The organism is Geodermatophilus tzadiensis (assembly GCF_003002915.1).
Lineage (GTDB): Bacteria > Actinomycetota > Actinomycetes > Mycobacteriales > Geodermatophilaceae > Geodermatophilus > Geodermatophilus tzadiensis.
This window is the reverse complement of record NZ_PVTG01000002.1, coordinates 307,307-320,890: the sequence shown is the minus strand read 5'-3', so window position 1 is coordinate 320,890 and position 13,584 is coordinate 307,307. Positions and strand designations below refer to the sequence as shown.

General features: G+C 76.1%; 13 protein-coding genes. 8 read left to right on the top strand and 5 right to left on the bottom strand.

The window, feature by feature from the left end:
* Positions 1–7 precede the first annotated feature (7 nt).
* Complete coding sequence (locus tag LY71_RS04640; protein WP_106275772.1) at positions 8–940, bottom strand: proline dehydrogenase family protein; 933 nt, start codon at positions 938–940, stop codon at positions 8–10.
* A 95-nt stretch (positions 941–1,035) separates the two neighbouring features.
* Between LY71_RS04640 and LY71_RS04635 the strand changes: the two genes are divergently transcribed.
* Genes LY71_RS04635 through LY71_RS04625 form a run of 3 tightly spaced genes read left to right on the top strand, consistent with a single transcriptional unit; the run spans position 1,036 to position 5,232 of the window.
* Positions 1,036–2,205: a helix-turn-helix domain-containing protein gene (locus LY71_RS04635; protein ID WP_106275771.1), complete on the top strand. Its 1,170-nt coding sequence runs from the start codon at positions 1,036–1,038 to the stop codon at positions 2,203–2,205.
* A gap of 40 nt (positions 2,206–2,245) precedes the next feature.
* Entirely contained in the window at positions 2,246–2,869 is a 624-nt protein-coding gene (locus LY71_RS04630; protein ID WP_245887660.1) for a biliverdin-producing heme oxygenase, read from the top strand.
* Positions 2,866–5,232, top strand: coding sequence for a SpoIIE family protein phosphatase (locus tag LY71_RS04625; RefSeq protein ID WP_106275770.1), 2,367 nt, complete (start codon positions 2,866–2,868; stop codon positions 5,230–5,232). The genes LY71_RS04630 and LY71_RS04625 overlap by 4 nt, the downstream gene beginning before the upstream one ends.
* 33 nt (positions 5,233–5,265) lie before the next feature.
* On the opposite strand, the gene LY71_RS04620 is transcribed toward LY71_RS04625, so the two are convergent.
* The 4 genes from LY71_RS04620 to idi form a co-directional block, all read right to left on the bottom strand.
* Positions 5,266–5,520 carry a hypothetical protein gene (locus LY71_RS04620; RefSeq protein WP_245887659.1) on the bottom strand — a complete coding sequence of 85 codons (255 nt, stop codon included), beginning with the start codon at positions 5,518–5,520 and terminating at the stop codon, positions 5,266–5,268.
* Between the two features lie 7 nt (positions 5,521–5,527).
* Complete coding sequence (locus LY71_RS04615) at positions 5,528–6,301, bottom strand: SDR family NAD(P)-dependent oxidoreductase (RefSeq protein WP_106275769.1); 774 nt, start codon at positions 6,299–6,301, stop codon at positions 5,528–5,530.
* A 108-nt stretch (positions 6,302–6,409) separates the two neighbouring features.
* Positions 6,410–7,195 (bottom strand): polysaccharide deacetylase family protein, encoded by a 786-nt coding sequence (locus LY71_RS04610; protein ID WP_106275768.1) that lies wholly within the window; start codon positions 7,193–7,195, stop codon positions 6,410–6,412.
* 112 nt (positions 7,196–7,307) lie between these two features.
* Positions 7,308–7,853, bottom strand: coding sequence for an isopentenyl-diphosphate Delta-isomerase (idi, locus tag LY71_RS04605; RefSeq protein ID WP_106275767.1), 546 nt, complete (start codon positions 7,851–7,853; stop codon positions 7,308–7,310).
* Between the two features lie 60 nt (positions 7,854–7,913).
* Here idi and LY71_RS04600 point away from each other — a divergent pair, with 60 nt between their 5' ends.
* From LY71_RS04600 to LY71_RS04580, 5 genes are all read left to right on the top strand, one after another.
* Positions 7,914–8,747, top strand: coding sequence for an alpha/beta fold hydrolase (locus LY71_RS04600; protein ID WP_106275766.1), 834 nt, complete (start codon positions 7,914–7,916; stop codon positions 8,745–8,747).
* A 30-nt stretch (positions 8,748–8,777) separates the two neighbouring features.
* On the top strand, positions 8,778–9,467 hold the full coding sequence (locus LY71_RS04595; protein WP_106275765.1) for an IclR family transcriptional regulator: 690 nt from the start codon (positions 8,778–8,780) through the stop codon (positions 9,465–9,467).
* Positions 9,468–9,596: 129 nt separating this feature from the next.
* Positions 9,597–10,559 carry an MBL fold metallo-hydrolase gene (locus tag LY71_RS04590; RefSeq protein ID WP_106275764.1) on the top strand — a complete coding sequence of 321 codons (963 nt, stop codon included), beginning with the start codon at positions 9,597–9,599 and terminating at the stop codon, positions 10,557–10,559.
* A gap of 18 nt (positions 10,560–10,577) precedes the next feature.
* On the top strand, positions 10,578–12,236 hold the full coding sequence (locus tag LY71_RS04585; RefSeq protein WP_106275763.1) for an FAD-dependent monooxygenase: 1,659 nt from the start codon (positions 10,578–10,580) through the stop codon (positions 12,234–12,236).
* An 18-nt stretch (positions 12,237–12,254) separates the two neighbouring features.
* Positions 12,255–13,460, top strand: coding sequence for a homogentisate 1,2-dioxygenase (locus tag LY71_RS04580; protein WP_106275762.1), 1,206 nt, complete (start codon positions 12,255–12,257; stop codon positions 13,458–13,460).
* Positions 13,461–13,584 lie beyond the last annotated feature (124 nt).

Sequence of the window (13,584 nt, the reverse complement as noted above, 5' to 3'; positions counted from 1 at the left end):
CTCCGGATCAGGACGTGGTGACGAGGGAGCGCAGGAAGAAGCGCAGGTTCGCGGGGCGCTCGGCGAGCCGGCGGACGAAGTAGCCGTACCAGTCGGCGCCGTAGGGGACGTAGGCGCGCACGCACACGCCCTCGGCGGTCAGCCGGCGCTGCTCGTCGGGGCGGATGCCGTAGAGCATCTGGACCTCCCAGGAGTCCGGCGTCCGCCCGTACTCGGCCGCGAGGCGCTGGGCCACCGAGACCAGCCGCGGGTCGTGACTGCCGACCATGGGGTACCCCGGCCCGCGCATGAGCACGCCGAGACAGCGGGCGTAGGCGGCGTCGACGTCGTCCCTGCCCTGGAAGGCGACCGACGGCGGCTCGTCGTAGGCGCCCTTGACCAGCCGCACCCGCGACCCGGCCGTCGCCAGCGCGCGGGCGTCGTCCTCGGTGCGGTGCAGTGCGGCCTGCAGCACCGCGCCGGTCTCCGGGTGGTCGCGGCGCAGCTCGGCGAGCACGCCCAGGGTGGAGTCGACGGTGGAGGAGTCCTCCATGTCGAGGGTGACCGTGGTGCCGATGGCGGCGGCGGCCTCGACCACCGGCCGGACCAGCTCCAGCGCCACGTCGGAGCCGCCGGGCAGCGCCTGGCCGAAGGCCGACAGCTTCACCGACACCTCGGCGCGCCGGCCCAGGCCCAGCGGGGCCAGCCCGTCGAGGGCGGCCAGGTAGGCGTCGCGGGAGCGCTGGGCCTCGGCGCGGTCGGTGACGTCCTCGCCGAGGTGGTCGAGGGTCACCGCGAGGCCCTCCCCGGTGAGCCGGCGGACGACGTCGAGCGCCTCGGGCAGCGTCTCGCCGGCGACGAAGCGGTCGACGACCTGGCGGGTGAGCGGGGTGCCGACCAGCACGCGACGCAGCGCGGGTCGGCGGGCGGCGCCCAGGAGCAGGGCCTTCTGCGAGAGCACGTGCCACCTCCGTCCTCGGGGGACACCGACGCTAGGACCGCGCCGCGTCACCGGCCAGGGACAGCTGTCGGAAGCCGTTTCATACACTCGTCCAGGTGCGCTCCGACCTGCAGGACGTGGTCGACGAGGCCGCCCGGCTGCTGCAGGCCCCGGCGACGCTGGAGGACGTCGACTTCACCCTGGTCGCCTTCTGCGCCCACCCCACCGACGACGACGACGGCGGCGGCGCGATGGACGCCGTCCGCGCCCGCTCGATCCTCGGCCGCGGCTCGACGCCGGACACCCGGCGCTGGTTCGAGGACCTCGGCATCGCCCGCGCGCAGGGGCCGGTGCGCACTCCCGCCGACCCCGCGGCCGGCGTGCTCACCCGGCTGCTGCTGCCGGTGCGCGCCGACGGCCGGCTGCTGGGCTACCTGTGGCTGCTCGACGGCGGCCGCACCGACCCCGACGACGCGAGCGACCCGGCGCTGGCCGCGGCCGTCGCCCTGGCCGCCCGCGCCGGCCGGCTGCTCGCCGAGCGGGAGGCCGACGACGACCCCGGCGCCGCGCTGGCCGCCGTCCTGACCGGGACCGGCGCCGACCGCGAGCGGGCGGTCGCCGCGCTGGCCGCGCGCCCGGGCCCCGTGGCGCTGCTCGCGCTGCGCCCGCGCCCCGGTCCGCCCGCCGGGTGGCGCCCGCCGGCCGGCGCCGCGGTGCTGCCCGGGGGCGAGGTCGCCGTCCTGGTGCGGCTGGCCTCCCCGGCCGACCTGCGCCCGGCCGCGGCCGCCGCGTCGGCGGCGCTCGCCCGGCTGCCCGCCGGCACCAGTGCCGGGGTGTCCGCGGCCGGCCCCGACGCCGCCGGCCTGCCGGCACGCTGGGCCGAGGCCCGGGTGGCGGCCGCCGTCGCCGCGCTGGTGCCCCGGCTGGCGCCGGTCGCCCAGTGGGCCGAGCTCGGCGGCTGGCGGACCGCCGCCGCGCTGCCCGCGCCCGACCCCGCGGTGGCGCCGCTGCTGGCCGAGCCGGCGCTCGCCGCCACCGCGGAGGCCTACCTCGACGCGGCCGGCAGCGTGGCCCGCACGTCGGCGGCGCTGGGCATCCACCGGCAGACGCTGTACTACCGGCTCGGCCGGATCACCGCCCTGACCGGCCTGGACCTCGCCGACGGCGACACCCGCCTGCTCGTGCACGCCTCGCTGCGCCGCGCCCGCCTCCCGCGCGCGCCCGGCTCCCCCGGGCGAGGCGGAACGGGTGAGTACCGCTCGCGCGCGACGCCGTCCCGGGGGTGACCTACCCTCGACGGTGCTGATGGCTGCGGGAGGAGAGGCGTTGCCTCGTGACGCGGGCGGTGCCGGCGACGTCCTCCGGGACCTGCGCACGGCCACCGCCGAGGAGCACGACCGGGTCGAGACCACCCTCGACCTGATGGACCCGCACCTCGACCGGGACCGCCTGGTCGGCGCGCTGGGGCGGCTGCACGCCTTCTGGCTGGTGGCCGAGGCCGGCCTGGACGCCTGGGCGCGCCGCCGTCCCGGCGACGCCGTCGCGCTGCAGTGGGACCGTCGCCGCCGTGCCGGGCTCTACGCCGCCGACCTGCGCGCGCTCGGCGCCGACCCGGAGGGCGCTCCCGAGCGTCCCGAGCTGCCCGAGGTCCGCGACACCGACGAGGCGCTGGGCCGGCTGTACGTGCTGGAGGGCTCCACGCTGGGCGGGACGGTCATCGACCGCCACCTCGCCACGCTGCCCGGACTGGCCGGCGGCCCGCGGCTGCGCTGCTTCAGCCCCTACGGCGCCGACACCGGCGCGATGTGGCACACCTTCCGCCGGGTCACCCGCGAGCACGTGGCCGCCGACGGCGACGCCGGCCGGGTGGTCGCCGCGGCCCGGGCCACCTTCGCCGTCCTCGCCGACTGGTGCCGGCTGGCCGCGCAGACCTCGGGGGCTCCCGCGTGACCGACGTCGACCCCGACGTCGACCGGGACGTCGCGTGGCTGACGCCGGACACCCCGGTCGACCTGGACAACTGCGCCCGCGAGCCGATCCACGTCCCGGGCAGCATCCAGCCGCGCGGCGTGCTGCTGGCCGTGAGCGAGCCCGACCTGGTGGTCGTCCAGGTGTCGGAGAACCTGGCCGGGCTCACCGGCGTCGCCTGGTCCGACGCGCTGGGCCGCCCGCTGGCCGAGGTGATCGGGGTGGCCCCGGCCGGGGCCGTCGTCCGCTCGGCGAGCGCCTTCGGCGACCTGCGCGAGCGCAACCCGGTGGAGCTCACCCTCGACGTCGGGGGCGACCCGGTGCCGGTCGACGCGATCCTGCACCGCGCGGTGCTCGGCGGCGCCCGGGACGAGCACGGCCAGCCCACCGGGACCGACCCGCCGCAGACCAACCTCGTGGTGGAGCTCGAGCCCGCCCGCGGCCCGCGGCCGTTCTCCTTCCCCAACACCTACCAGGCGGTGCGCGGGACGGTCGGCGCGCTCAACCGCGCCTCGACGCTGCAGGAGCTCTACGACACCACCGCGCAGGCGGTGCGCGACCTCACCGGCTTCGACCGCGTGATGGTCTACCGCTACGACGCCGACTACAACGGCGAGGTCGTCGCCGAGGCGCGGGCCGCGGGGCTCAACTCCTTCCTCGGCCTGCACTACCCGGCCTCGGACATCCCGGCGCAGGCCCGGGCGCTGTACGAGAAGAACTGGATCCGGCTGATCTCCGACGTCGACTACGTCCCGAGCCCGATCCACCCGACCGCCCACCCGGTCACCGGCCGCCCGCTGGACCTCACCTACTCCACCCTGCGCAGCGTCTCGCCGGTGCACGTCGAGTACCTGCACAACATGGGCGTGCGCGCGTCTATGTCGATCTCGCTGCTGCAGGGCGACCGGCTGTGGGGGCTCATCGCCTGCCACCACTACGCCGGCCCGCACCAGCCGCCCTACGCCACCCGCGCGGCCGCGGAGTTCCTCGGCTCCACGCTGTCGCTGCGCCTGGTCGACCGCACCGCGGAGGACGAGGTGCACCGCGCGCTGCAGGTGCGCTCGACGCTCGCCTGGCTGACCGCCGCCACCCTCGACGAGGACCGCCCGCTGGCCGAGACGCTGCTCGGCAGCCCCAGCCTGCTCGACGTGCTGCCCGCCGACGGCGTCACCCTCTGCCTGCAGGGCGACGGCGGCACCCTGGGCCAGCGGCTGGACCCCGCGCTGGTCGACCGGCTCGTGGCCTGGGCGGCGGCCCGGGGCGAGGACGTCGTGGCCACCGACTCGCTGCCGCGCGACGCCCCGGAGCTGCGGGTGCCGCCCGAGGTGGCCTGCGGCGTGCTGGTGCTCCCCCTGGCCGAGGGCCAGTACGTGCTCTGGCACCGCCGCGAGGCGGTGCACTCGGTGGACTGGGGCGGCGACCCGCACAACAAGGCCATCGCCGAGCGGGAGGGCGACTCGGTCCGGCTGAGCCCCCGCAAGAGCTTCGACCGCTGGCGGGAGACCGTCCGCGAGCGGTCGCAGCCGTGGACGCCGCAGGAGCGGTCCGAGGTCGGGCAGCTGCGCAACCACCTGGTGGAGGCGCTCTACGCCCGCTCGCGCAGCATCGTGCGGGCCGCCGAGACGCTGCAGCGCAGCCTGCTGACCGAGCCGCCCTCGGCCGACCACCTCGACGTCGGCGTGCGCTACGTGCCGGCCACCCGCGAGGCCCAGGTGGGCGGCGACTGGTACGACGTCTTCGTCCAGCCCGACGGTTCCACGGTGCTGGTCATCGGCGACGTCGTCGGGCACGACACCGCGGCGGCCGCCTGCATGGCGCAGCTGCGCGGCCTGCTGCGCGGCATCGCCTACGACAGCCCCGGCAGCCCGGCGACCGTGCTGGCCCGCCTCGACGCCGCCATCGACGGGCTGGGCCTGGGCGCCATGGCCACGGTGGTCGTCGGCCGGCTGGAGCACGACGCCGCCGGGTCCCCCGACGGCACGGCGCGGCTGCGGTGGGCCAGCGCCGGGCACCTGCCGCCGCTCGTGGTCGGTCCCGACGGCGCGGCCGAGGCGCTCACCGCGCCGCGCCCGGGGCTGCTGCTCGGCGTGGACCCGCGGGCGGTGCGCACCGACCAGGTGGTCGACCTGCGCCCGGGCTCCACGGTGCTGCTCTACACCGACGGCCTGGTCGAGCGCCGCGACTCCGGCTTCGACGACGGCGTCGAGCTGCTCGGGCAGGCGCTGGCGGAGCTGCGCGACCGGCCGGTGGAGCAGGTGTGCGACGCGCTGCTCGCGCGGCTGGTGCCCGACGGCGCCGAGGACGACGTCGCGCTGGTCGCCGTCCGCCCGCTCCCGCACCGCTGAGCGCCGGCCCCGGGGACGGGGCCGGCGCCGGTCTCACTGCGGGTCGCTGAACTCCGCCGCGAGGCCGTCGTCCTGGGGTCCGCCGTCGGCGGGCAGCGGCGCCTCGTCCTCGGCGGCCCGCAGCTCCGCGTCGCCGGCCTCGGGCGCGGCGTCGTCGGCCCCGCGCGTCAGCTCGCCGAGCAGGCGCTCCTCGTCGGGCCGCAGGTCGCCGCTGCCGAGGTGCTCGCCCGGCTGGCCGGCGTCGGAGCCGGAGGCCATGCCGCTGTCGGGCAGGTCGGGGTCGGTCACGGCCGGCTCACCGGGGGAAGTTCGGCTCGAGGCGCGGCACGATCTGCATCTCCGGCACGTACGCCGCCGGGTGCATCGTGATCAGCGTGCGCACCGCGTCGGCCACGGCCGAGGGCGGCATCATCAGGTGCCCGGGGATGCCCCACTGCTCCATCATCGGGGTGTCCATGGCCGCCGGGATGATGCTCATGACCCGCGCCGGGAAGGGCCGCTCGGTGCCGTCCTCCTGCGTCACGGCCTTCTCCCGCAGCTCGCGCTGGATGCAGCGGGTGGCGTTGAGGAAGCCGGCCTTGGAGCCGTTGTAGGCGATGGCGCCGCTGCCGGAGGTGATCGCCGACAGGGACACGACGTGCACGACGTCGGCGCTGCGGCCCTCGGGCAGGTGCTGCACCCGCTTCAGGAACTCGCTGGTCAGGAAGATCGGCCCCTCGCAGTTCACCGCCATGACCCGGCGGTAGTCGTCGAGGTCGATGTCGGTGACGTAGCCCGGGCGGTCGATGCCGGCCACGTTGACCAGCACGTCGAAGACGTCGCCGTGCTGGTCGAAGAGCCGGGCGACGACCGCGCGGCGGGCGGCGTCGTCGGTGACGTCGAGGACCACGACGTCGGCGCTGCCGCCCGCGTCGGTGACCAGGTCGCGGGTCCGCGCGCTGCCGTCGGTGTCGATGTCGGCGACGACGACGTGCGCTCCCGCCTCGGCCAGCGACACGCACGTCGCCCGGCCGAGCCCGCTGGCCCCGCCGGTGACCAGCGCCACGCGGCCCTTGAGCTCCCCTGCCACCCGTACCTCCGTCCGTCGGCCCGTCCCGGGGCCGTGATCACGTTCCGTGCCCCCACCTTCGCCGAGACCGCCCGCGCGCGCAGGTCGGACCACCCGGTCCGCGACCGGTCAGGCCGGGGAGGACCAGACGTCGGCCAGGGTCACCGTCTGCAGCTGCCGGGTCTCGATGAGCTCGACGAGCTGGTCGAGGACGGTGGCCAGCGGCGGCTGGTTGGCGTGCCCGACGACGATCGTCTGGGCCGCGAACCACTGGTGCGCGGCCGCCACGAGGTCGGCGGCGCTCACCACCCGGCCGTCGTCGAAGGTGCCGTTCCACAGCACCGTGGTGGGGTGGCCGACGTCGGCGGCGATCCGGTCGGTGCGCTCGTCGTGCGAGCCGAACGGCGGCCGCCAGAACGGCGTGGACTCCACCCCCAGCGTGCGGCGCATGAAGTCGCGGTTGCGCACCAGCTCCTCGGCGACGACGGCGTCGGGCACCGTGACGAGGTCGGGGTGGGAGAAGGTGTGGTTGCCGAAGGCCACCTGTCCCGACTCGATCAGCGGCCGCAGCCGCCGCGCGTTCTCCTCCCACGACGAGTAGCGGCCGTTGGGGAAGAAGGTCAGCCGGGTGCCGGTCTCCTCGGCGAGCGTGACGAGGGCGGCGACGACCTCGCCGTCGATGCCGTCGTCGATGGTCAGCGCGATGGTCTGGGCCGGCCCGGGCAGCGTGTCGACGACGCCGGCGGGCGCGGGGACGGCGACCACGCCGGGCGGCCCGGTGGGCACCGGCTCGGCCGGCAGCGGCTCGACGGCCGCCAGCGCGGTGCCGGGACTGCCGAGCTCGGCCGCGCCGCGCCCCACCGCGGCGCCCGTCAGCCCGGCAGCGAGCAGGAGCAGGAAGCGCCGGCGGTCCACGCGGGCAAGCTAGGGCGGCTCGTCGGCGGGTCCCGCGCAGCGACACCACGGGGCTCGCGTGCCCACCACGGTGCGTGGCCCCCCGGTTACCGCCTCCCGCGCGCCCAGGCGGTCAGGACGACGGGAGGAGGCCGGCCTGCTCGATGAGGCGGGCCTGCTCGCGGCACCAGGGCGACCAGGCGTCGCGCTCCTCGGCCTCCTGCCGGCGGCGGAAGTCGGCCCACTCCAGCAGCTCCCACTCGCCGACCTCGGTCGGGTCGGGGGCGGGCGTGCCGGTGAAGCGGCCCAGGTACACCGGGCAGACCTCGTTCTCCACGACGCCGCGGAACTCGGCGCGGTAGCGGTAGCCGGGCAACGCCGGGCGCAGGTCGGCCACGTCGACGCCGAGCTCGAAGGAGGCGCGGCGGGCGATCGCGTCGGCGTCGTCCTCGCCGGGGCCCGGGTGGCCGCAGACGGTGTTGGTCCACATGCCGGGGAAGGTCTGCTTGTCCGCGGCGCGGCGGGTGACCAGCAGCCGGCCGTCGTCGGCGAACAGGTAGGCGGAGAAGGCGCGGTGCAGCGGGGTGTCGCCGTGGTGCACCAGCGGCTTGGGCATCGTGCCGATCGGCGTCCCGTCGTCGTCGACCAGCACGATCAGCTCTGCGGCGGGCACCGTCACGCCGCCATCCTCCCCGACGCCCGGTGTTCGGGCACGCGCCCGTCCGGGCACGGGAGGGTGATGGAGCGGTTCGAGCGCGACGGCCTGGTCTTCGACGTCCGGGACGGCGGGCCTCCCGACGGCGAGCCGGTCGTGCTGCTGCACGGCTTCCCGCAGGACTCCTCCGCCTTCGACCGGATGGCCCCGGTGCTGCACGGCGCCGGGCTGCGCACCCTCGCGCCCGACCAGCGCGGCTACTCCCCCGGCGCCCGGCCCCGCGGGCGGTCGGCCTACCGGCTGCGCGAGGCCGCCGCCGACGTCCTGGCCCTGCTCGACGCCGCCGGGCTGGGCAGCGCGCACGTCGTCGGGCACGACTGGGGCGGCGCCGTCGCCTGGGCGCTGGGGGCCTGGCACCCCGAGCGGCTGCGCACGCTGACCGCGCTGTCGACCCCGCACCCGGCCGCGGTGGCCCGCGCGGTGCTCACCAGCGACCAGGGGCTGCGGTCGTCCTACATGGCGCTGTTCCAGCTGCCCGTGCTGCCCGAGCGCCTGCTGTCGGCCCGCGACGGCGCGGCGCTGCGGGGCGTGCTGGAGAACGGCGGGCTCCCCGGGGACGCCGTCGACCGCTACGTCGCCCGGATGCGGGAGCCGGGCGCGCTGTCGGCCGCGCTGGCCTGGTACCGCGCCATCCCGCTGGCCGCCCGCGACACCGTCGGCCGGGTGACCGTGCCGACCCTGCACGTGTGGAGCACCGGCGACCCCTTCCTCGGCCGCACCGCCACCGAGCGCAGCCGCGACCACGTGGACGGGCCCTACCGGCTCGAGGTGCTCGAGGGCGTGCCGCACTGGATCCCCGAGCTGGCCGCCGAGCGCACCGCCGAGCTGGTCACCGCGCACGTCCGGACGGCCACCTAGGCTGGGGACACCGGACGCGAGGAGGCACGGGTGGCCGACGACGGCGCGAGCGCGCCCCAGTCGCAGACCCTCGACCGCGGGCTCCGCATCCTCGAGCACCTGGCGACCCTGGCCGCCCCCCAGCCCGTCGCGGAGGTCGCCGCCGCCGTCGGCCTGCACCGCTCGATCGCCTACCGCCTGCTGCGCACGCTGGAGGACCACCAGCTCGTCGAGCGCGACGGCGCCGGCCGCTACCGCCTGGGCCTGGGCATGGCCGCGCTGGCCCGGGGCGTGCGCACCGACCTGCAGGCCGCGGCGCTCCCCCGGCTGGACGCGCTCGCGGCCGAGCTCGGGATGACGGCCTTCCTCGTCGTCCGCGCCGGGGACGAGGCCGTGACCGTGGCGAGCGTGGAGCCGCACGACACGGCCGCGCACGTGTCCTACCGGCCCGGCACGCGCCACCCGGTCGACCGCGGCGGGCCGGGGCTGGCCCTGCTCATGCCCGATCCGCCCGCGCCGGAGGACCGCCCCGAGCTGCAGGAGGCCCGCCGGGTCGGCTGGGCCGCCTCGCACGGCGAGGTGATCCCCGGCCTGCGGTCGATCGCCGCGCCGGTCCTCGGACCCGACGGCGGGGCCCGCGCCGCGCTCGCGGTCGTCTACGTCGACGAGACGGCGGACACCGACCGCATCGGGCGGTCGGTCGTCGAGGCGGCCGCGGCGGTGACCGCGGCCCTCCGGTAGCCGCTCCGCGCCGACGGCGCTCCTCACCGGTCGCCCGTCGTCCGGAGAGGGTTGTGCCGGCCACCACACCGCCGTACCGTTCGGTCAGTAAGTGAACGGGTCGTTCGATATACGGATCGGGAGCCGGTCATGGCCGCCAAGCCCTTCGCCTCCTCCGCCGACCTCGGCGTCAAGGAGCAGACCCTCGAGGTGCTCGCCGACGGCGTGTACGCCCTGACCGCCGCGGGCGACCCCAACCTCGGCGCGATCGAGGGCGAGGACTTCCTCGTCTGCTTCGAGGCCCTGGCCACCCCGGTCGCCGCCCGCCGCTGGCTGACCAGGCTGCGCGAGCACACCGACAAGCCGGTGCGCTACCTGGTGCTGTCCCACTACCACGCCGTCCGCGTGCTGGGCGCCAGCGCGTTCGACGCGGAGGTGATCGTCAGCTCCGAGCAGACGAAGCGCCTCATCGAGGAGCGCGGCCAGCAGGACTGGGAGAGCGAGTACGGCCGGATGCCCCGGCTGTTCGAGGAGCCCGAGTCCATCCCCGGCCTCACCTGGCCCACGATGACCTTCCGCGACCGGCTGACCATCGAGCTCGGCGGGGACCGTGGCGAGCTGGTGCTGGAGTTCCTCGGCCGCGGCCACACCGAGGGCGACATCGTCGCCTGGCTGCCCAAGCAGGAGGTCCTCTTCGCCGGCGACCTGGTCGAGTCCCAGGCCGCGCTCTACACCGGCGACGCGTTCCACTTCGACTGGGCCGCCGGCACCCTCGACCGGGTCAAGGCGCTCGGCGCCCAGCAGCTGGTCGGCGGTCGCGGGAAGATCGCTCGCGGCCGCGACGAGGTCGACGCCGCGGTCGAGCAGACCCGCGACTTCCTGCTCACCATGCAGCGCACCGTCGGCGACGTGCACCGGGCCGGCGGCACCCTCAAGCAGGCCTTCGACGCCACCCACGCGGCACTGGCCCCGCAGTACGGCGCGTGGCCGATCTTCGAGCACTGCCTGCCCTTCGACGTCTCCCGGCTGTGGGACGAGTTCTCCGGCACTGAGCGCCCCGACATCTGGACCGCCGAGCGCGACCGCGCCGTGTGGGACCAGCTGCAGGGCTGACCCGACGGGACCGCTCCGATGACCGCTCCCCTCCCCGGTCCGCCGGTGCTCGTCCTGGGCGCCGGCCCGGTCGGCCAGACCGCCGCCCTGCTGCTGGCCCGCTGGGGACTGCCCGTCGTCGTCCTCGACGCGCGGCCTGGGCGCGACCCGATCGGCAGCAAGGCCATCTGCCAGCAGCGCGACGTCCTCGACGTCTGGGACTCCGTCGGCGTCGGCGCCGAAGTGGCCCGCCGCGGCGTCACCTGGACCACCGCCCGGACCTTCCACCGCGACCACGAGGTGTTCAGCTTCACCTTCGCCGACCGCGGCCGGTCCCCCTTCCCGCCCTTCGTGAACATCTCCCAGTGCGAGACCGAGGCCCTGCTCGACGAGCGGATCGCCGCCTCGCCGCTCGTCGACGTCCGCTGGGGGCACCGGGTCACCGCCCTCGAGCAGGACGGCGACGGCGTCACCGTCACCTGCGAGACGACCGACGGCGAGGTGCGGGTGACCGGCACGCACGCCGTCGCCTGCCCCGGCCCCCGCAGCGACGCCCTCCGCTCGATGCTCGGGCTCTCCTTCCCCGGGGAGTCCTTCGAGGACCACTTCCTCATCTGCGACGTCCGCACCGACCTGCCCGGCTGGGAGTCCGAGCGGCGCTTCTACTTCGACCCGGGGTGGAACCCCGGCCGGCAGGTGCTCATCCACCCCTGCCCGGACTCCACCTTCCGCATCGACTGGCAGGTGCCGCCGGACTTCGACCTGGCCGCCGAGGAGTCCTCGGGCGGGCTGGACCGGCGGATCCGCCAGGTCGTCGGCGACCGGCCCTACGAGATCGTGTGGAAGTCGGTCTACCGCTTCCACTCCCGGCTGGTCGACCGCATGCGGGTGGGGCGGGTGCTGGTCGCCGGGGACGCCGCGCACCTGGTCTCCCCCTTCGGCGCCCGCGGCCTGAACTCCGGCGTCCTGGACGCCGAGAACGCCGCGTGGAAGATCGCCTTCGTCCGGCACGGCTGGGCGCCCGAGGAGCTGCTGGAGAGCTACCACGCCGAGCGGCACGCCGCGGCGCAGGAGAACGTCGACGTCACCACCGCGACGATGCGCTTCCTGGTGCCCCGCACCGAGGAGGAGGCGCGCCACCGGCTCGACGTCCTCGAGCGGGCGGCCACCGACCTCGCGGCCCGCGGCCAGGTCGACTCCGGCCGGCTGGCCGAGCCGTTCTGGTACGTCGACTCGCCGCTGACCACCCCTGACCCGGGACGCCCGTTCCCGGGCCGCCCGCCCCGCGGCGACGTCCCGGTGCCCGCACCCGGCGTGCTCGTACCCGACTGTCCGGTGACCGTCGCCGGCCGACCCGACGTCGTCCGGCTGCGGCAGCTGGCCCGCGAGGGCGTCACCGTCCTGGTCGGCGACGACGCCCCGGTCCCCGAGCTGCCTGCCTCCGACGGGCTGCCCGTGTCCGTGCACCGCATGACCGACCTCGACGGCACCGGCCTGCTCCACGAGGCCCTGGGCGCCCGCCCCGGCGAGGCCTGGGTGCTCCGCCCCGACGCCCACGTCGCCGCCGTCCTGACCCGCGCCGCCGACGTCGCCCCCGCGGTGGCCCGGCTGCTCGCCCGCCCCCAGGAGGACCCTCGTGCCCCCCACCGCTCGCAGGCCCGCGGTGGGAGCCTGCACGAGGGCCTGGCGACCGTCTGACCGAAGGAGGCACTCCCCATGGCGTTCTACCGGCAGGTGGGCGAGGTCCCGCCCAAGCGGCACACCCAGTTCCGGCGTCCCGACGGCAGCCTCTACTCCGAGGAGCTGGTCGGTGAGGAGGGCTTCTCCTCCGACTCGTCGCTGCTCTACCACCGCGGCATCCCGTCGGCGATCGTGGACGCCCGCCCCTGGGAGCTGTCCGACCAGAGCCTGACGCCCAACGCACCGCTGGTGCCCCGGCACCTCAAGCTGCACGACCTGTTCCCCGGCGAGGAGCACAAGGCCGTCGACGCGGTGACCGGCCGCCGGCTGGTGCTCGGCAACGGCGACGTGCGCATCTCCTACGCCGTCTCCTCGCTGCCGAGCCCGTACTACCGCAACGCCACCGGCGACGAGTGCGTCTACGTGGAGCGGGGCGCGGCCACGGTGGAGACCGTCTTCGGTGCGCTGCAGGTCGGCCGGGGTGACTACGTGGTCATCCCGCGGACCACCACGCACCGCTGGATCCCGACCGGCGAGGAGCCGCTGCGCACCTACGCGATCGAGGCGAACTCGCACATCGCCCCGCCGAAGCGGTACCTGTCCAGGTACGGCCAGTTCCTCGAGCACGCGCCGTACTGCGAGCGGGACCTGCGCGGCCCGGCCGAGCCGCTGCTGGCCGAGGGCACCGACGTCGAGGTCTACGTCAAGCACCGCGGCGCCGGTCCCGGCGGGCTGGCCGGCACCGTGCACGTGACACCTGAGCACCCCTTCGACGTCGTCGGCTGGGACGGGCACCTCTATCCCTACGCGTTCAACATCGCCGACTACGAGCCGATCACCGGCCGGGTGCACCAGCCGCCACCGGTGCACCAGGTCTTCGAGGGCGCCAACTTCGTGATCTGCAACTTCGTCCCGCGGAAGGTCGACTACCACCCGCTGGCGGTGCCGGTGCCCTACTACCACTCCAACGTCGACAGCGACGAGATCATGTTCTACGTCGACGGCGACTACGAGGCCCGCAAGGGCTCGGGCATCGGCAGGGGCTCGATCTCCGTGCACCCCGGCGGGCACAGCCACGGCCCGCAGCCGGGCGCCGTCGAGCGTTCTCTGGGCATCGAGTACTTCGACGAGCTCGCCGTCATGGTCGACACCTTCCGGCCGCTCGATTTCGGCGAGGGGGGCCTCGCCGTCGACGACGGGAGGTACGCCTGGACCTGGTCGGGCCGGGGTCCCTCGGCATGAGGGACCTGTTCACCGGCCTGTTCGACGACGCGGCACTGTTCCCGCCCGGCGACGCGCTCATGGCGGCCGCCGTCCCGGCGCACCGGGAGCTGCGGGCCCGGCTCGGCGACCTGGTGGGGCCGTT

Coding starts and splice junctions, on each gene's coding strand:
- LY71_RS04600 (WP_106275766.1), top strand. CDS start 7,914: ATGGAGCGGTTCGAGCGCGACGGCCTGGTCTTCGACGTCCGGGACGGC.
- LY71_RS04590 (WP_106275764.1), top strand. CDS start 9,597: ATGGCCGCCAAGCCCTTCGCCTCCTCCGCCGACCTCGGCGTCAAGGAG.
- LY71_RS04585 (WP_106275763.1), top strand. CDS start 10,578: ATGACCGCTCCCCTCCCCGGTCCGCCGGTGCTCGTCCTGGGCGCCGGC.
- LY71_RS04580 (WP_106275762.1), top strand. CDS start 12,255: ATGGCGTTCTACCGGCAGGTGGGCGAGGTCCCGCCCAAGCGGCACACC.